Raw genomic sequence first — 16722 nt, 5'->3', positions numbered from 1 at the left:
CGCCCGCGCCGGATCCCCCGGTCGCTGCCGGGCCGGCGCCGGCCGCGGCCCCCGCCCCGCCCCGGGCCGCAGCCGTGGCCGCGCCCGCCACCGCCTTCCACGTGCGCCCGTACCGCTCGGTCGCCCTGGAGCGGCGCGGCCCGGGCGGCATGTCCACCGTGATGCTCATGGTCGTCGTCACCACCCCGGCCGTCCTCGCCGCCGCCGCGCTGCGGCCGCGTTCCAAGAGCCGTCGCTGAGCCCCACCGCCCTACCCGATCCACCGATCCACCAACGGGAGAACCCTCGTGTCCGAATGGCTGGTCCTGGCCGTCGCCATGGCGCTCGTCTGCGCCCTCGTCCTCGCCTGCACCGCGCTCCGGCACCGCCGGGTCGCGGAGGACGAGGACACCAGCGAAACCCCCGACGTCATCGAGTACATGACGATGATGGTGGGCGTGGTCTACGCCATCGTGCTGGGCCTGGCCATCGCCGGCGTCTGGGAGGCGCGCGGCGCCGCCGAGGACAGCGTGCGCCGCGAGGCCCAGTCGCTGTACGAGGTCACCCAGCGCGCCGACGTCTACCCGACCCCGGTGCGCGACCGGATCCGCGGCGAGGTCGACGCGTACGTCTCCCACACCGTCGCCGTGGACTGGCCGCTGCTCACCTCGGGCCGGGGCGCCTCGTCCCAGGGCGCCGACCTGCTCGGCAAGCTGCGCACCGACGTCACCCACCAGAGCCCGGCGAACGAGCTCCAGGCACAGGCCTACCAGCCGCTGCTCGACCACATCGCGGCCGCCGACGACGCCCGGCACTCGCGGATGCAGGCCGACGAGTCCACGCTGCCGAGCGTGGTGTGGTTCGGGCTGCTGGTCGGCGGAGTGGTCACGGTGGGGCTGATCTTCACCCTGCAGATCCGCCGGTCCGGGCGCGAGCTGCTGCTGGCGGGGCTGTTCAGCGCGCTGATCGTGTTCCTGCTGTTCATGGTGTGGAGCTTCGACGCACCCTACGGCCGGGACGGAATCGATTCCGCGGGCCCGTTCCAGGACCTGTTCCCGAAGGTGGCGCTGGCCGCGGCCGAGCGCTGACCCGCCGGGGGCCCGGCACGGCGCGGGCGGGCCGGCTCAGGCCGGTCCGCTCCCCGACAGGGCCACCTGCCGCCGTACGGCCGCCACCACCGGCGAATGCCGCAGCGCGTGTGAGATCCGTACGAGGTCGCGCGGCCCCCCGAGGGTGTCGAGGACGCTCTCCTCGCTCGCCCCGATGACCGCGCCCTCCGGATCCGCCGAGCGGGCCTGTACGGCGGCCGCGACCATCGCCGCGTCGGCGACCGCCCGCGCCGCCTCCTCCTCCGCCCCGGCCGCGAGGGCCCGCGCGTACGCGTCCTCGCGGCGGCCGGGGTCGAAGTACGGGCCGAGGTGCAGGAACCCGTCGTGGATGTCCGACTCGCGCTGGATCACCCGCAGTTCCGCCGGGGCCCACCAGGACATCTGCACGCAGGGCGTGCCGCTCGGGGCGCCGATCTGCACCTCGTGCCAGAGCGCGCCGAGGCGCCGGTACGTCGTCCAGGTCTGCCAGCTGTCGGACAGCCGCTGGCACAGCAGGGGCAGGACGAAGCCGATCGCGCTGATCAGCGCGCCGACGGAGGCGAGCGGCGGGGCGATGTAGGTACTCAGGTCGTCGAGGTCGTGGCCGGCCCAGCGGGCGACCACCGCGGAGATCTTGGTGGCGTCGTAGCTGAGGTTGAAGACGTAGCCCGAGACGATGATCATCAGGCCGATCCGCAGCCAGCCGTGCACCTGCAGGGACCAGCGCCAGCACATCGCCACCATCACGACGGCCGCCACCAGGTGAGCCGTCAGGTAGAGGGCGATCATCTGCTGGATGTACGGGGTGTTGGCGTAGTACGTGTCGAAGTCGCGCAGCCGCTCGACCGGTGTGTGGCCGAGCGCGAACAGCACCACCAGCACCACGACGACGCCGCCGTAGCCGATCATCCAGCGGCGCGAGATCCGCCGGGTCACCTCGGGCGGGCCGCCGCGCCAGTTCACGATCAGGACCAGGCAGGCGGCGCTGAACAGGGTGATCAGGCAGTAGACGAGGGGGGCGGAGAAGTTGGTGATGCCGGTCCACTTGTTGACCGCCTCGATGGTGGGCGGGGCGGCGAAGGTGAACACCGATCCGGCCAGGATCAGCAGGGCGCAGACCGACCGCAGGAGCGGATCGCGCCAGTTGTGCCGTAGCGCCGGCAGCTTGAAGGCGAGCGATACCGCCAGGGCGGCTGCCGGTATGTAGTAGTCCTGGCCGTTCAACGGTCGTTCCTGTGCCCCCGGTATCCGAGCGAGGCCTCGATGCGGCCCGCCAACTGATCACGCTGCGCGGGCGCCCGATGGCTCGCGGACCCGGCGAGCCAGGTTCGGCACCGGCTGCCCAGCAGTAAACCGAACGTCTCCGCCTCGGTCTCCTCCGAGACGTCGGCGCGCGTGCGCGCGGCTACGCTCCGGACGGTCTCGGCGATGTCGGCCTCGTCCGACAGCAGCCGGGCGGCGACGGCGGCTCCGTCGACGTGGTGGCTGCAGTGGCCGGCCTTCATGTGCCACAGCTCGTGGCCCAGGATGACCAGCTGGTGGTCGGGTGCGGTGCGTTCCTCGATGACCACCAGATCGCGGTCCGCCATGTCGAGCCACAGGCCGCTGGCCGTCCCCGGCGGGAACGAGGCCATCCGGAAGTCCACCCGGCGGCCGCGGTGTCTGCTCATGCCCTCGCAGAGGGCGGCGTAGAGGTCCACGGGTTCCACGGGCGCGGTCAGCCGGAGCCCGGCCACCAGTTCGCCGCACAACCGGCGCTGCTCTCTGCCTATGCTCACCGTTCTCCCCGTCGGCGCGGATCCGGATCAGGACTCAAGGATCAGACCCAGACTCTCGACCGGGTCATCATTCATTCGGTTTGACGCTTTCGAGAAGCATGTCCAGCCACTCGGTCACCTTGTCCCGGTGTTTGTCGCTGGGCAGTTGGGCCGCCCGCCAGGCGATGCCGCGGACACCGTGGTTCTGCAGGAGTCTTGCCAGCGGATCGCCGGTCGAAGCCGCCGGAGCGGGTACGGTTTCGCGCGTGCGGCCCGCGTAGTCCTGGAGCAGCTGCTGCTCGGTCCGCTGGAGGGCGTCGGTGAGCGCTTCGGCGTCGTGGGCGGTGAGGAAGCCGGCGTGGACGCCGAAGAAGCGCTGGATGGCGTCGCAGTGCTCCATGGTGGGCCGGCGGTCGCCGTTGATCAGGGCGCCCGCCTGCTGGCGCGACATGCCGGCGCCGTCCGCGATCTCCTGCTGCGTGTAGCGGCGTCCGTTAGGTTTCAGCCGGGTGCGCCGGAGCAGGTCGAGGCGCTGGAGGAAGCGGGTCTGCAGGCAGGGCTCGACGACGGGCCGGCCGTCGAGCAGGGACCTGACAACGTCGGCGGGAACGCCGGAGGCCTCGGAGAGGCGGCGCAGGTCGAAGACCTTGTTCAGGTCGTGGCCCATCTTGCCCGCGAGTTCGGCGACGCGCGTGACGGTGGCTGCCAGGGGCGCGTTGGCCACCGCGACGGGAGCCGGGAAGCCGTCTGTCACCAGTGGTTCTCCTAGATCGCGGCGGGGTCGGTACGGGCACATGGTCGGCTTTTGGAATCTAGCCGAGGAGCCGCCGCAGGGCCAGAACTTGCCACAGCTGTGGCGGGAATGAGCTGTCAAGAGGCTGGAATTGCCACGATAGTTGACACTCGAATGAAGTCGGTAGCAGGATCGCCAGAGGAAATTGAAGATCCAGACCGTGAAGAGGGGGAGCTCTCGGTGCCACATCTCGCAGCGGTGCGCCCGTCCGATGGGCTTGCCCGAGCCGGTGAGGAACGCCTTGCGGGCGAAGAGTCCGCACGCGGCGCAGTGCGGTCGGAGCGGCGCAAGGAGATTTTGCGCCAGCGGCGTGAGGAACTGGGCCTGAGCCAGGAGGACCTCGCCGCCCGGCTGCGCATCAGCGTCCGCGCCTACGGCAACTGGGAACGCGGCCTGGTCAAGGAATGGACCGACCGCAAACTGCTCGCCCTGGCCGAGGCCCTGGAGATGAGCGAGCGGCAGTGCTTCTGGCTCTTCCGCGTCATGGTCGACCGGGACCCGCCGCCGACCTGGCGGGCGGCCGAGGAGAGCCGGCTGCCCCAGGACCCCGCCCAGCGGGACTACCTGTGCGACTACGCGGCGCTCATGGAGGCGGTGCCCTACCCGAGCTTCCTGGTCGACCACCGCTGGGACGTGGCGCTGACCAACTCGGCGTTCGACAAGCTCTTCCAGTCGGTGCGCCCGCATCCGACCGCCCTGCCGGACGACAACTTCCTGCGCTTCGTGCTGTTCCACCCGGACGCCGCGGCCGTGCTGGAAGACCACGAACCGGCCTGGTGCGTACCGCTGCTGGCCCAGTTCGCCGGCGCGCTCGCCGCCGCCCCGGAGGACGAGGGCCTGAACAGCATCCGCCAGGAGGTGGCCCGCGATCCGTTCATGGAGGCGGCCTACCGCTACGGGGTGCCGCACTGGCTGAGCACCCACGGGGCGGACGCCGCCGAGCTGGACGGGGCCGTGCGGACCGTCCGCCACTGGGACCCGCGCTGGGGGCACGTGCGCTGCCGGATGGTGGCCGAATCCAGCCGGATGCTCGACGGGATGGGCCTCACCCGGATCACCATGGTCCTGTCGGCCCCGCAGGGCGCGGCGACCGGCCCGGCCGGGGTCGGCCCGACCGCCCCGCTCCAGCAGGGACCCCGGCTGCGCGCCGTGCCGTCGCTGGAGGACTGAGGACAAGCCCGGGTCCGCAAGGGACACTGGAGCCTCCATTCACGGGTCGATCGCGTGTCGCGGACCGGATGCCACGGATCGTGGCACCGATCGTGGCGCGGGCGAAGGGCGGTAGGGCGTGCGGCTGACCATCCTCGGCGGGGGCGGGTTCCGGGTACCGCTGGTCTACGGTGCACTCCTCGGCGACCATGCCGAGGGCCGGGTGTCCCACGTGACCCTGTACGACGAGGACCCGGCCCGGCTCGGCGCCATGGCCCGGGTGCTCGCCGACCAGGCGGCCGCCTCCGCAGTGCCCGACGCCCCGGCCGTCACCGCCACCGGGGACCTCGACGAGGCCCTGCGCGGGGCCGATTTCGTCTTCTCCGCCATCCGCGTCGGCGGCATCGACGGGCGCGCCGCCGACGAGCGGATCGCGCTGGCCGAGGGCGTGCTGGGCCAGGAGACGGTCGGCGCGGGCGGGATCGCGTACGGCCTGCGGACGGTGCCGGTCGCCCGGGAGATCGCCCGCAGGGTGGCCCGGATCGCCCCCGAGGCCTGGGTCATCAACTTCACCAACCCGGCCGGCCTGGTCACCGAGGCCATGGCCGAGGCGCTCGGCGACCGGGTGATCGGGATCTGCGACTCCCCGGTGGGACTCGGCCGGCGCCTCGCCCGGCTGCTCGGCGCCCGCCCCGAGGACGCCTGGATCGACTACGTCGGCCTCAACCACCTGGGCTGGGTCCGCGGTCTGCGCATCGGCGGCCGGGACGAACTGCCGCGGCTGCTGGCCGACACCGAGGCGCTGGAGTCCTTCGAGGAGGGCCGGCTGTTCGGGGCGCAGTGGCTGCGCTCGCTCGGAGCGATCCCCAACGAATACCTGCACTACTACTACTTCAACCGTGACACCGTACGGGCGTACACGGAGGCCAAGCAGACCCGCGGGGCCTTCCTGCGCGACCAGCAGCGCGGGTTCTACGCGGAGGCGGGCCGGCCGGACCGGGCCGCCGGGGCGGCGCTGGCCGCGTGGGACCGGACCCGGGCCGAGCGGGAGGCCACGTACATGGCCGAGAACCGCGAGGCGGCGGGTCTGGGCGAGCGCGACGAGAGCGATCTGGAGTCCGGCGGGTACGAGAAGGTGGCGCTCGCGCTGATGCGGGCCATCGCCCGGGACGAACGGGCCACGCTGATCCTCAACGTCCGGGGCCGCGGCGTGCTGTCCGTGCTCGACGCGCAGGCGGTCATCGAGGTGCCCTGCCTGGTCGACGCGAACGGCGCGCACCCGGTGGCCGTGGACCCGCTTCCGCTGCACGCGGTGGGCCTGGTGACCTCCGTCAAGGCGGTCGAGCGGGAGGTCCTCGCGGCCGCCGCGAGCGGCTCCCGCGCGGACGCGGTCAAGGCCTTCGCGCTGCACCCGCTGGTGGACTCGGTCGCCGTCGCCCGGCGGCTGCTGGACCGGTACGCGGCCGAGCACCCGGGCCTGGCCTACCTGCGCTGATCCCGCGCCGACGGGCCCGCCGCGGGTCCCCCGTACGGCCCAGTGCGCATGCGGCGGGGCGGGGGCGCTGTGAGAGTGCGAGATGTGACCACTGCCCCCGCCGAAACCGCAGCCGAAGCCGCGGTGCCCCCCGTGCTCGACCGGCGGCGGCGCAACGTCATCTTCGGCACGATCATGCTGGGGGTGCTGCTCGCGGCGCTGGACCAGACGATCGTCGGCACGGCGCTGCCCACGATCGTGGCGGATCTGGGCGGCGGGGAGCACATGTCGTGGGTGGTGACCTCGTACCTGCTCGCGGAGACCGTCGCGACGGTGCTGGTGGGCAAGTTCGGTGACCTCTTCGGCCGGAAACTGATCTTCCAGATCTCGGCGATCGTGTTCATCACCGGCTCGTTCCTGTGCGGCCTGGCGAGCAACATGTCCCTGCTCATCCTGTGGCGGGGCGTCCAGGGCGTGGGCGCCGGGGGCCTGATGGTCACCTCCATGGCCCTGATCGCCGACGTGGTCCCCTTGCGCGAACGCGGCAAGTACCAGGGCGCGATCGGCGCCGTCTTCGGGGTCGCGACCGTCATCGGGCCGCTGCTCGGCGGCCTGTTCACCGACCACCTGACCTGGCGGTGGGCGTTCTACGTGAACGTCCCGATCGCGATCCTCGTCGTGATCGCGGCCGCCCGGACGATCCCCTCGGTCCGCGCCGCCGGGGGTACCCGTATCGACTACCTGGGCATCGCCCTCGTGGCCGTGGGCTCCAGCGCCCTCATCCTGGCCACCAGCTGGGGCGGCAACGAGTACGCCTGGGGATCCGCCACGGTCATCGGGCTCTTCGTGCTCGGCGCGCTGGCACTGGCCCTGTTCTGCCTGGTCGAGACGCGGGCGGCGGAACCGATGCTGCCGATGCGGCTGTTCCGCAACCAGGTCTTCACGGTCTGCTCGGTGCTCAGCTTCGTGGTCGGCTTCGCGATGCTCGGGGCGATGACCTTCCTGCCGACGTACCTGCAGTTCGTGGACGGGGACTCGGCCACGGTCTCGGGCGTACGGACGCTCCCGCTGGTGATCGGTCTGCTGATCGCGTCGGTCTTCAGCGGGAACGTCACGAGCAAGACCGGCCGGTACCGGATCTTCCCCATCGTCGGCAGCCTCGTGATGGGCGTCGGACTGTACCTGCTGTCGCGGATGGGGCCGGAGACGGGCGTCTGGCTGGAATCGGTGTACATGTTCGTGCTCGGCGTCGGGATCGGCCTGTGCATGCAGGTGCTGACGATCGCCGTGCAGAACACCGTGGACTACGCCGACCTCGGCACCGCCACATCGGGTGTCACCTTCTTCCGTACGCTCGGCAGCTCGTTCGGCACCGCCGTGTTCGGGACCATCTACGCCAACACCCTCGGCCCCGAACTGGAGAAGGCCGTCGCGGAGGCCGCCCGGGCCACCGGGGCCGACCCGGTGCAGCTGGCGAAGACGGCCCAGAGCCCGCAGGGGGTGCACGGGCTCGACCCCGCGGCGGCCGGCCCCCTCATCGAGGCGTACGCGCACGCCCTGCACACCGTGTTCCTGTGGACCGTTCCCGTGGCCGGGGTCGGCTTCGTCGTCGCGCTCTTCCTCAAGCAGGTCCGCCTGCGGGACTCCGCCCGCGCGGCGTCGACGGACATGGGCGACGGCTTCGCCTCACCGGCCAGCGCCTCCGGGGACTCGGCCAAACTGCTGGAGCTGGCGGTCGGCACACTCGTACGGAACATGGGGCCGGAGACGGCGCGGGCGATCGTCGACGCCTCGGACACGCGGCTGGACATCGCGGGCGCGTGGGCGGTGATGCAGGTGGAGATCATGACCCGTACGGTCGGCCACGCGAGCCTCGGGCTCATCGCCTCGCGCCGCGCCCTGCCGCCGGAGGTACTGGTACCGGTCTTCGACCGGATGGAGCAGGAGGGGTTCCTGACCCGCGAGGGCACCTTCTTCACGCTCACTCCGGCCGGGCGGCGGGAGGCGGCGACCCTCTCGAAGGCGTGGGGGGACTGGCTCGGCGACCAGCTGGAGAAGGACCGCGGCCGGCCGCGGAGCGAGGAACTCCGGGCCGCGGCCGACGCGATCGCGAAGCGGCTGCTGGCGGAGGACCTGGGCGGGGGCTACTTCGCGCAGAAGACCCCGGTCGGGGTCTGATCCGCGGCCGCGGTCGTGGCCTCAGAGGCCGGCGGACGGGCCGCTGGTGATGCGGCTCCACACGGAACGCGTGGCGCCGAAACCGCTCTCGTGCACCCAGACGTGGGTGCAGGAAGGGCACTGCAGGTGCAGCAGGCTGCCCGTGTTGGTGAGCAGGTAGCGCCAGTGCGCGGAACAGGTGCGCCGCTCCTCGCAGGGCGCGCAGCCGCGGGCGTCGTCGCAGCTCGGGCAGGCCACCCAGGCGCGCCGCCCGGGGTCCGCCTGCGGGTCAAGTGGCAGCATGGCCGTCCCCGCGCGGGGCGAGCACACCGGCCTCGACCAGACCGTCGTAGATGCGCTGCTGCTCGGCGTCGAGGCCGGAGTACAGCAGGTCGTACGCCGCTTCCTCACCGCGCAGTACCTCGATCGGGTCCCAGTCGGGGCCGAGGGCGGCCATGACCTGGGCCCGCCGGAGGACCTCCTGGGCGGTGAGGTCGACGCTGAAGTCGACCAGCCCGGGGGCGCCCGGGTCGCTGGGGTGTGTGGGGTGCTGTGGGGGCATGCTTCAGAACTTAGGTATGCCTTCCTTCCGCTGGCAAGAGGGGGTGGGAGATGTCACAGCGGACGACGGCCGCCCCCGCGGCCCTACGGGGTCGGGTAGTCGTACGAGGGGACGGGCGGCAGGGTCGGCCCGAGCTCGGGGCGCCAGGCGCGCAGGACCGCCGCCGAAGGCGCGTAGAGGGCCTCCGGGATCCCGTCCGGGGCGAACCACCGCCAGCGCAGGATCTTGTGCGGCTCGGTGACCTTCGCGGTGCCCTCGGCGGAGCCGGTGACGGCCCCCGCCGTCAGGCGGGTCGTCTCGGCCTCCGGGGAGAGCTGGACGGTCAGGATCCGGATGTCCCCGGGAGCCACCCGCAGATCCGTCTCCTCGGCCAGCTCGCGGGCGGCGGCCTGCTCGAAGCTCTCGCCGGGGTCGACCTTGCCGCCGGGCAGCTCCCAGCGGCCGTCGTGCGCCTGGCCGAGCAGTACCCGCCCGTCCGCGTCGGTGACGACGAGGCCGACCCCGACGACGGCGTTGGGCCGTGGGACGGCCCGGGCCGGGGGTTCGGGCCGGTCGTTCGGTGTGGTCATCGTTCTGCTCCGCCCTGCCACTCGGTTTGCCGGTTCGGCAACAGAGTTTGTCAGCAGGGCGGGGCGGCCACACCCTCGGATGCATGGACGACACGAGGGACAACACGCTGACCGGCTCTTTCGACGTGGTGGTCGTGGGAGGCGGGACCGCCGGACTCGCCGGGGCGCTGACCCTGGCCCGGGCCCGCCGTGCGGTGCTGGTGCTCGACTCCGGCAGCCCCCGCAACGCCCCCGCCGCCCATCTGCACGGCTACCTGGGCCGGGACGGCGCGAGTCCGGCGGAGCTGCTGGCCGTGGGGCGGGCCGAGGTCACCGCGTACGGGTGCGAGATCCGGGCGGGTGCCGTCGGCACCGCGCTCGCCGCCGACCGGCTGCCGGGCGGCGGCTTCGTCGTCCGCTGCGCCGACGGGTCCGCCGTACGGGCCGGCCGGCTGCTGGTGGCCACCGGGCTGGTCGACGAGCTGCCGGAGCTGCCCGGGCTCCGGGAGCACTGGGGGCGGGACGTGCTGCACTGCCCGTACTGTCACGGCTGGGAGGTCCGCGACGAGCCGGTCGCCGTCCTGGCCACCGGCCCGCTCGCCGTGCACCAGGCGCAGACGTGGCGGAACTGGACCGACCGCGTGACCCTGCTGACCCACACCTGGCGGCCCGCCGACGAGGACCGGGAGCTGCTGTCCGCGCTCGGAATCACGGTGGTGGAGGGCGAGGTGACCGGCCTCGACACCGCCGGCGACCGGCTGGCCGGGGTGACCCTGGCCGACGGCGCGGCCGTCGCGTGCACGGCCCTGGTGGTGGCCCCGCGGTTCACCGCCCGCGCCGGGGTGGCGGCGAGCCTCGGGCTGCCCGTCGCCACCGTGGAACGGGCCGGAGCGGTGATCGGCACCTGTCTGGAGGCGGATCCGGCGAGCGGAGCCACCGCGCTGCGCGGCGTCTGGGCCGCCGGGAACGTGGCCGGGCCCATGGAACAGCTGGCCGGCGCCGCCGCGGCCGGGGTGCGCGCGGCCGTGGCGATCAACACCGACCTCATCGAGGAGGAGGGGCGGCGAGCCCTCGAAGCCCACCGCGCCGCCGGCCGCGGGGCCTAGGGGTGTCGGACGCCTGTGCGGGTTTCGGTCGGGGTGGGTTCGTGCAGGCTCTGAGCGGTCTGATCTTCGTACCGTTCGTCGGCTCAGAGGCTCGAGGGGCTCGCAATGGCACATGTGCTGGTCATCGGCGGCGGTGTCGGAGGGCTGGCGGCCGCGCTGCTCGCCGCGCGCCACGGACACACCGCCGAACTGTTCGAACGCGATACGCGCGCACCCGGCGCCGCGCTCGACCGGGACTTCTTCGGATGGCACCGGCCGGGCGTCCCGCAGGCCACGCAGCCGCACGCCCTGCTCGGCGCGGCCCGTACCGTCCTGCGGCAGGAACTGCCCGACGTCCACGCGGAGATGTTGCGGCTGGGCGCCCGTGAGCGGCACGAGCTGGACTGGTTCGACGTACGCCCGCCGGCCCGGCCCGGCGACGAGGACCTGGTGATGCTCCAGGCCCGGCGCATCGTGCTGGAGAGCGCCCTGGCCACCGCCCTGCGCGCCGAGCCCGGGGCCGTCATGCACCACGGGGAGCCGGTGACCGGGCTGCTGGCCGAGCCGACGGGCTCCGCCGTACGGGTGAGGGGCGTGATCACGCCGGCCGGTGCGTACGCGGGGGACCTCGTCGTGGACGCGGGCGGGCGGCGAGGAGGCGTCGAGCGCCTGCTGCCCGCGGCGGGCTGCCGGCCGGCGGTCGTGGAGCGGCACCGCACGGGGCTGGCGTACTTCTGCCGCTGGTACCGGCTGCCCGAGGGGATGGAGGAGGGGCCGCGCCGGCCCTGGGCGGTGACCGGCGGAGCGTTCGCCGGGTGCGCCGTCTTCCCGGCCGACAACCGGGTCTTCGCGGTCACCCTGTTCGTCCACACCCGGGACGCCACCCGCTCCGCGCTGCGCGATCCCGCCGTGTTCGAGGCCGCCGCGCGGGCCTTTCCGCCCGGCGCGGCCTGGCTGGACCTGGGCGCCGCACCGCTGTCCGGGGTACTGGCCGCGGCGAGCCTGGACAACCGGTGGAGCGCGCTGGTCGACGGGCGGGGGCCGGTGGCGACCGGACTGGTCCCGATCGGGGACGCGATCACGCACACCAATCCGACGCTGGGCCAGGGCACCTCGCTGGCGCTCTGGGCCGCCCGCAGGGTGGCCCGTACGGCGGACCGGGACGTGGGGTCGGTGCGGTTCGCCGCCGCGTACCACGCCTGGGCCGTGCGGACCCTGAAGCCGTGGTTCGACTTCCAGGTGGTGGCCGACACGGCCATCGGGGAGCGGTTCGCGACGCGGGCCGGGCGGCGGACGGATTCGGCGCGCGCGGTGGCCGCGCTGTTCGAGTGCGCACTGGAGGACCCCGAGGTGATGCGGGCCCGGGCGCGGGTGCGCCACCTGGTCGAGCCACCGGAGCGGGCGTACGCCGATCCGCAGGTGCGGGAGCGGGTGGAGCACTGGCTGGCGGCCCGGCCCGGGTACGTGCCGCACGAGACGGGGCCGGACCGGGAGGAGTGGGAGCGGCTGGTCTACGATCCGGCGACCTCGCCGAGGACCTCGGCGAGGTCGTAGCCGACGACCTCCTCGAGCTGGGCGTACGTACAGCCCGCCGGTTCGCGGTCGGGCCGCCAGCGGCGGAACTGGGCGGTGTGCCGGAAGCGGTCGCCCTCCATGTGGTCGTAGGCGACCTCGCAGACGCGCTCGGGGCGCAGCGGCACCCACGAGAGGTCCTTCTTGCCGGTCCAGCGGCTCTGCGCACCGGGCAGCCGGGCGCTCTCGTGCGCGGACTCCTCGGCCCAGGCGGCCCACGGATGGCCGGTGGTGTCCTCCATCCGCAGCGGCGCGAGCTCGTCCACCAGCTCGGCGCGGCGCTTCATCGGGAAGGCGGCGCAGACCCCCACGTGCTGGAGGCCGCCGTGGGCGTCGTACAGGCCCAGGAGCAGCGATCCGACAATCGGACCGCTCTTGTGGAAACGGAAACCCGCGATGACGACGTCCGCCGTACGCTCGTGCTTGATCTTGAACATGAGGCGGGCATCGGGCCGGTAGGGGAGGTCGAGCGGTTTGGCGACCACCCCGTCCAGCCCGGCGCCCTCGAACCGCTCGAACCACTCCTGCGCGAGCGCGGGGTCGGTGGTCGCGGGCGCGAGGTGAACGGGGGGCCGGGCGGTGGACAGGGCATCGGTGAGGGCGCTGCGGCGGTCGACGAGCGGGGTGTCGAGGAGCCCCTCGTCGCCGAGCGCGAGCAGATCGAAGGCGACGAAGCTGGCGGGGGTCTTCTGCGCCAGCATGTCGACACGGGACTGCGCGGGATGGATCCGCTCGGTCAGCCGGTCGAAGTCCAGCCGCCCGCCGTGCACGATGACGATCTCGCCGTCCACCACGCAGCGGGGCGGCAGGTTCTCCTTCAGCGCGGTCACCAGCTCGGGAAAGTACCGGGTCAGGGTCTTGCCGGTGCGGCTGCCGATCTCCACCTCGTCGCCGTCGCGGTGCACGACGGCCCGGAAACCGTCCCACTTGGCCTCGTACTGCATACCCGGCGGGATCTTGGCCACCGACTTGGCGAGCATCGGCTTCACGGGCGGCATCACGGGCAGATCCATGTCTTAGATTCTGCGGTGGTACATCACGATGCGCCCGGTATGCACACCGGGCGGGAGCCGCCTACCGTGGCGCACATGGGTGCATCCGGTAATGCCATCGAGCTGGACGCGGGCGGGCGGACCGTGCGGCTGTCCAGCCCGGACAAGGTCTACTTTCCCGAGCGGGGCCTGACGAAGCTGGACGTGGCGCAGTATTACCTGTCCGTGGCCGGCGGGATCATGCGCGCCCTGCGCAACCGGCCCACCACCCTGGAGCGCTACCCCGACGGGGTCGGGGGCGAGTCCTTCTTCCAGAAGCGCGCCCCGAAGAACCTGCCCGACTGGATCCCGACCGCGCACATCGAGTTCCCCAGCGGGCGCTCGGCCGACGAGATCTGCCCGACCGAGCCGGCCGCCGTGCTGTGGGCCGCCAACCTGGGCTGTCTCACCTTCCACCCCTGGCCGGTGCGGCGCGAGGACACCGACCGGCCCGACGAACTGCGCATCGACCTGGACCCGCAGCCGGGCACCGACTACCACCACGCGGTGATCTGCGCCCACGAGCTGCGCGACGTACTGGAGGACCTGGGCCTGCGGGGCTGGCCCAAGACCTCCGGCGGGCGCGGTCTGCACGTCTTCGTCCCGATCGAACCGCGCTGGACCTTCACCGAGGTCCGGCGCTGCGCGATCGCGATCGGCCGCGAGCTGGAACAGCGGATGCCCGGCAAGGTGACCACGGCGTGGTGGAAGGAGGAGCGCGGCGAGCGGATCTTCGTGGACTACAACCAGACCGCCCGCGACCGCACGATCGCCTCCGCGTACTCGGTACGCCCGCGCCCGCACGCTCCCGTCTCGGCCCCGCTGCGCTGGGACGAGATCGACTCCGCCGAGCCCCGTGACTTCGACATCACCACGATGCCGGCGCGCTACGCCGAACTCGGCGACCTCCACGCGGACATGGACGGGCACGCCTTCACCCTGGACGCGGCCCTGGAACTGGCCGACCGCCACGAACACGACCACGGCCTGGGCGACATGCCGTACCCGCCGGACTACCCGAAGATGCCGGGCGAACCGAAACGCGTCCAGCCGAGCCGGGCGAAGCACGAGGACGCGAAGGGCGAGGACTGAGCGCTGTCGGTGGCGGGTGCCATGCTCGTAGGGAGGACGGAAGGAGTACGGGTCATGCTCACGACGGACTACAAGGACGGCTCGCCGAACTGGGTCGACCTCGGCACGCCCGACCTCGACGGCGCCGCCGGGTTCTACACCGGACTGTTCGGCTGGGACTACCGGCCGGGTGGTGAGGAGGCCGGCGGATACGCGATGTTCCGCCTCGACGGCAAGATCGCGGCCGGCGGCATGGCCGTCGCGCCCGAGGAGGTCCGGACGGCCTGGACGCTCTACTTCCAGACCTCCGACGCGGACGCCACCGCGGCCGCCGTGGTCAAGGCGGGCGGCACGGTGGCGGTCGAGCCCAGGGACGTCATGGGCCTCGGCCGGATGGCGATCTTCGCCGACCCGGCGGGGGTCACGTTCTCCGTCTGGCAGCCGGGCAGGATCGAAGGCCTCGGCGTGGTGACCGACGTCGGCAGCCTGTGCTGGACCGAGCTGTACACGCACGACGTGCCGGCGGCCGCGGCCTTCTACGGCTCCGTCTTCGGCTGGGAGATCGGCGAGATGCCCTTCGAGGGCGGCTCGTACACCGTGGTCAGGGCGGCGGGCACGCCCGAGGAAGCGGCTTTCGGCGGACTGGTCCCGATCGGGGTCGACCCGGTGGAGGACGCCGAACGGCCCTACTGGACCCCGTACTTCGAGGTCGACGACTGCGATGTGACGGCGGCCGGGGCGGAGGAGTCGGGCGGCAAGGTCCGGCTGTCGCCGGTGTCCATGGAGGGCGTCGGCCGCTTCGCGAAGCTGGCGGACCCCTACGGTGCACGGTTCGCGGTCATCGCCAGTGCTCCCGCACCGGGCGCCTGAGGCCACGCGGCCGGGAGCGGAGCGTTGTTGATCAGGCGTTGATCGGACGTCCATCGGCGGCGATGAGTATCTCCGGCATGTCGATGAACACCGCCACCACCACCGCCACCACCGCAGCGCCCGCATGGTACGACCTCGCCCTCTGCGCCCAGACGGGGCCGGGCTTCTTCTTCCCGGAGCCGGGCTCGTCCCTGCGGGAGGCGAAGCGGCTGTGCGGGGCGTGCGAGGGCCGCACGGCATGCCTGGAGTACGCCTTGGCCAATGACGAGCGCTTCGGCGTCTGGGGCGGCCTCTCGGAGTCGGAGCGTCTCGCCCTGCGCCCGCGCGGCTGACCGGGCCCGCCACCTCCGGGCCATCCGTGCCCGGACAACACGAAACCCTGGCGGGGCGGGGGCCGTGCCAGGGTCTCGGGGCGTTGCGGATCGCTCAGGCCGTGCGGGTCGCTCAGGCCGTGCGGTCGGTCGAGCAGTGCGGTCGAGCAGTGCGGGGCGGTCAGGCCTTGCGGGCCGCGAGACGCGCGGCGCGGGCGGCCAGGCGCTCGTCGAACTTGCGGGCCTCGGAGTCCAGGCCGTTCATGAAGAGCCCGAGCTCCTCCTGGGCCTGCCGGCCCTCGGGGCCGAGGCCGTCGATGTCCATGATCTTCAGGAAGCGGATCACCGGGCTCAGCACGTCGTCGTGGTGGATCCGCAGGTTGTAGACCCCGCCGATCGCCATCTGGGCGGCCATCCGCTCGAAGCCGGGCATGCCGTGTCCCGGCATCCGGAAGTTGACCACGACGTCCCGCACGGCCTGCATCGTCAGGTCCGGGGCGAGCTCGAAGGCCGCGCCCAGCAGGTTGCGGTAGAAGACCATGTGCAGGTTCTCGTCCTGCGCGATGCGGGCCAGCATCCGGTCGCAGACCGGGTCACCGGACTGGTGGCCGGTGTTGCGGTGCGAGATGCGGGTCGCGAGCTCCTGGAAGGCCACGTACGCCACCGAGTGCAGCATCGAGTGCCGGTTGTCGGACTCGAAGCCCTCCGACATGTGCTGCATGCGGAACGCTTCCAGCTTGTCCGGGTCCACGGCGCGCGAGGCCAGCAGGTAGTCGCGCATCACGATGCCGTGGCGGCCCTCCTCGGCCGTCCAGCGGTGCACCCACGTGCCCCAGGCGCCGTTGCGGCCGAAGAGCGTGGCGATCTCGTGGTGGTAGCTGGGGAGGTTGTCCTCGGTCAGCAGGTTCACGACCAGCGCGATCTTGCCGATGTCGGTGACCTTGGACTGCTGAGGGTTCCAGGCCTCGCCGTCCTCGAAGAAGCCCGGGAAGTTCCGGCCGTCGCTCCACGGGACGTACTCGTGGGGCATCCAGTCCTTGGTGACCTTCAGATGGCGGTTGAGTTCCTTCTCGACCACCTCTTCCAGCGCGAACAGCAGCTTGGCGTCGGTCCACGCCTCCGAGCTGCCGAGGTGGGGAGAGGTGATCGTCACGGGTGCTCCTGGGGACAAAGCGAAATACCTACGGTTCCGTAGCCTACGAACCCGTAGGTTAAGCGGAGCGTGAGGGCCAGCCAAGCCCCAGGCGTTCATATGACTGGTTACGTCCGGTTATC

At 72.5% G+C, this 16722-nt stretch carries 17 protein-coding genes and 1 pseudogene; 10 read left to right on the top strand and 8 right to left on the bottom strand.

Going from position 1 to position 16722, the window contains the following annotated elements; genetic code table 11:
* Both K7B10_RS09500 and K7B10_RS09495 read left to right on the top strand, forming a co-directional pair.
* Positions 1-239: pseudogene (locus K7B10_RS09500) on the top strand (hypothetical protein); the annotation flags it as partial.
* A 48-nt stretch (positions 240-287) separates the two neighbouring features.
* The gene (locus K7B10_RS09495) at positions 288-1067 is read left to right on the top strand and encodes a bestrophin-like domain (protein WP_229335635.1); all 780 of its coding nucleotides are present in this window, start codon (positions 288-290) and stop codon (positions 1065-1067) included.
* Positions 1068-1103: 36 nt separating this feature from the next.
* Here the strand turns inward: K7B10_RS09495 and K7B10_RS09490 are convergent, their stop codons facing one another.
* From K7B10_RS09490 to K7B10_RS09480, 3 genes are all read right to left on the bottom strand, one after another.
* Positions 1104-2291 carry an MAB_1171c family putative transporter gene (locus tag K7B10_RS09490; protein WP_229335633.1) on the bottom strand — a complete coding sequence of 396 codons (1188 nt, stop codon included), beginning with the start codon at positions 2289-2291 and terminating at the stop codon, positions 1104-1106.
* Positions 2288-2845, bottom strand: coding sequence for a hypothetical protein (locus K7B10_RS09485; RefSeq protein ID WP_030868200.1), 558 nt, complete (start codon positions 2843-2845; stop codon positions 2288-2290). Before K7B10_RS09485 ends, K7B10_RS09490 begins: the two co-directional genes overlap by 4 nt.
* A 67-nt stretch (positions 2846-2912) precedes the next feature.
* Positions 2913-3578 carry a helix-turn-helix domain-containing protein gene (locus tag K7B10_RS09480; RefSeq protein WP_229335631.1) on the bottom strand — a complete coding sequence of 222 codons (666 nt, stop codon included), beginning with the start codon at positions 3576-3578 and terminating at the stop codon, positions 2913-2915.
* A gap of 336 nt (positions 3579-3914) precedes the next feature.
* On the opposite strand from K7B10_RS09480, the gene K7B10_RS09475 reads away from it, so the two are divergent.
* The 3 genes from K7B10_RS09475 to K7B10_RS09465 all read left to right on the top strand — a co-directional run bounded on the left by K7B10_RS09475 (position 3915) and on the right by K7B10_RS09465 (position 8418).
* Entirely contained in the window at positions 3915-4787 is an 873-nt protein-coding gene (locus tag K7B10_RS09475; RefSeq protein ID WP_229335629.1) for a helix-turn-helix domain-containing protein, read from the top strand.
* Between the two features lie 118 nt (positions 4788-4905).
* Positions 4906-6261, top strand: a complete 1356-nt coding sequence (locus tag K7B10_RS09470) for a 6-phospho-beta-glucosidase (protein ID WP_229335627.1) — start codon at positions 4906-4908, stop codon at positions 6259-6261.
* 48 nt (positions 6262-6309) lie between these two features.
* Positions 6310-8418: a DHA2 family efflux MFS transporter permease subunit gene (locus tag K7B10_RS09465; protein WP_372481544.1), complete on the top strand. Its 2109-nt coding sequence runs from the start codon at positions 6310-6312 to the stop codon at positions 8416-8418.
* A 21-nt stretch (positions 8419-8439) separates the two neighbouring features.
* Here K7B10_RS09465 and K7B10_RS09460 read toward each other — a convergent pair whose 3' ends face one another.
* From K7B10_RS09460 to K7B10_RS09450, 3 genes are all read right to left on the bottom strand, one after another.
* On the bottom strand, positions 8440-8700 hold the full coding sequence (locus tag K7B10_RS09460; RefSeq protein WP_229335626.1) for a hypothetical protein: 261 nt from the start codon (positions 8698-8700) through the stop codon (positions 8440-8442).
* The gene (locus tag K7B10_RS09455) at positions 8687-8959 is read right to left on the bottom strand and encodes a DUF6400 family protein (RefSeq protein WP_229335625.1); all 273 of its coding nucleotides are present in this window, start codon (positions 8957-8959) and stop codon (positions 8687-8689) included. Before K7B10_RS09455 ends, K7B10_RS09460 begins: the two co-directional genes overlap by 14 nt.
* Positions 8960-9042: 83 nt before the next feature.
* On the bottom strand, positions 9043-9528 hold the full coding sequence (locus tag K7B10_RS09450) for a nucleotide triphosphate diphosphatase NUDT15 (protein WP_229335624.1): 486 nt from the start codon (positions 9526-9528) through the stop codon (positions 9043-9045).
* 83 nt (positions 9529-9611) lie between these two features.
* Between K7B10_RS09450 and K7B10_RS09445 the strand changes: the two genes are divergently transcribed.
* On the top strand, positions 9612-10613 hold the full coding sequence (locus K7B10_RS09445) for an NAD(P)/FAD-dependent oxidoreductase (RefSeq protein ID WP_229335623.1): 1002 nt from the start codon (positions 9612-9614) through the stop codon (positions 10611-10613).
* A 105-nt stretch (positions 10614-10718) separates the two neighbouring features.
* Complete coding sequence (locus tag K7B10_RS09440; protein WP_229335622.1) at positions 10719-12146, top strand: NAD(P)/FAD-dependent oxidoreductase; 1428 nt, start codon at positions 10719-10721, stop codon at positions 12144-12146.
* Here the strand turns inward: K7B10_RS09440 and K7B10_RS09435 are convergent.
* Positions 12104-13177: an ATP-dependent DNA ligase gene (locus K7B10_RS09435; RefSeq protein WP_229335621.1), complete on the bottom strand. Its 1074-nt coding sequence runs from the start codon at positions 13175-13177 to the stop codon at positions 12104-12106. The two genes, K7B10_RS09440 and K7B10_RS09435, sit on opposite strands and share 43 nt — an antisense overlap.
* Positions 13178-13252: 75 nt before the next feature.
* Between K7B10_RS09435 and ligD the strand changes: the two genes are divergently transcribed.
* The 3 genes from ligD (at position 13253) to K7B10_RS09420 (ending at position 15468) form a co-directional block, all read left to right on the top strand.
* Positions 13253-14287, top strand: coding sequence for a non-homologous end-joining DNA ligase (gene ligD / locus K7B10_RS09430; protein ID WP_229335619.1), 1035 nt, complete (start codon positions 13253-13255; stop codon positions 14285-14287).
* 54 nt (positions 14288-14341) lie between these two features.
* Complete coding sequence (locus K7B10_RS09425; RefSeq protein WP_229335617.1) at positions 14342-15136, top strand: VOC family protein; 795 nt, start codon at positions 14342-14344, stop codon at positions 15134-15136.
* A 77-nt stretch (positions 15137-15213) separates the two neighbouring features.
* The gene (locus K7B10_RS09420) at positions 15214-15468 is read left to right on the top strand and encodes a WhiB family transcriptional regulator (RefSeq protein ID WP_229335615.1); all 255 of its coding nucleotides are present in this window, start codon (positions 15214-15216) and stop codon (positions 15466-15468) included.
* A gap of 160 nt (positions 15469-15628) precedes the next feature.
* On the opposite strand, the gene K7B10_RS09415 is transcribed toward K7B10_RS09420, so the two are convergent.
* Positions 15629-16600: an acyl-ACP desaturase gene (locus K7B10_RS09415; protein WP_229335614.1), complete on the bottom strand. Its 972-nt coding sequence runs from the start codon at positions 16598-16600 to the stop codon at positions 15629-15631.
* Between the last annotated feature and the right edge of the window lie 122 nt (positions 16601-16722).

It is taken from the genome of Streptomyces flavotricini, assembly GCF_020639365.1.
Lineage (GTDB): Bacteria > Actinomycetota > Actinomycetes > Streptomycetales > Streptomycetaceae > Streptomyces > Streptomyces flavotricini.
This window is presented reverse-complemented; position numbering and strand designations above follow the sequence as displayed.

Bases quoted from the DNA above. Each gene is read 5' to 3' on its own strand.
- K7B10_RS09425 (WP_229335617.1), top strand. From the start codon at position 14,342: ATGCTCACGACGGACTACAAGGACGGCTCGCCGAACTGGGTCGACCTC.
- K7B10_RS09455 (WP_229335625.1), bottom strand. From the start codon at position 8,959: ATGCCCCCACAGCACCCCACACACCCCAGCGACCCGGGCGCCCCCGGG.
- K7B10_RS09465 (WP_372481544.1), top strand. From the start codon at position 6,310: ATGCGGCGGGGCGGGGGCGCTGTGAGAGTGCGAGATGTGACCACTGCC.
- ligD (WP_229335619.1), top strand. From the start codon at position 13,253: ATGGGTGCATCCGGTAATGCCATCGAGCTGGACGCGGGCGGGCGGACC.
- K7B10_RS09445 (WP_229335623.1), top strand. From the start codon at position 9,612: ATGGACGACACGAGGGACAACACGCTGACCGGCTCTTTCGACGTGGTG.
- K7B10_RS09440 (WP_229335622.1), top strand. From the start codon at position 10,719: ATGGCACATGTGCTGGTCATCGGCGGCGGTGTCGGAGGGCTGGCGGCC.
- K7B10_RS09460 (WP_229335626.1), bottom strand. From the start codon at position 8,700: ATGCTGCCACTTGACCCGCAGGCGGACCCCGGGCGGCGCGCCTGGGTG.
- K7B10_RS09450 (WP_229335624.1), bottom strand. From the start codon at position 9,528: ATGACCACACCGAACGACCGGCCCGAACCCCCGGCCCGGGCCGTCCCA.
- K7B10_RS09420 (WP_229335615.1), top strand. From the start codon at position 15,214: ATGTCGATGAACACCGCCACCACCACCGCCACCACCGCAGCGCCCGCA.
- K7B10_RS09435 (WP_229335621.1), bottom strand. From the start codon at position 13,177: ATGGATCTGCCCGTGATGCCGCCCGTGAAGCCGATGCTCGCCAAGTCG.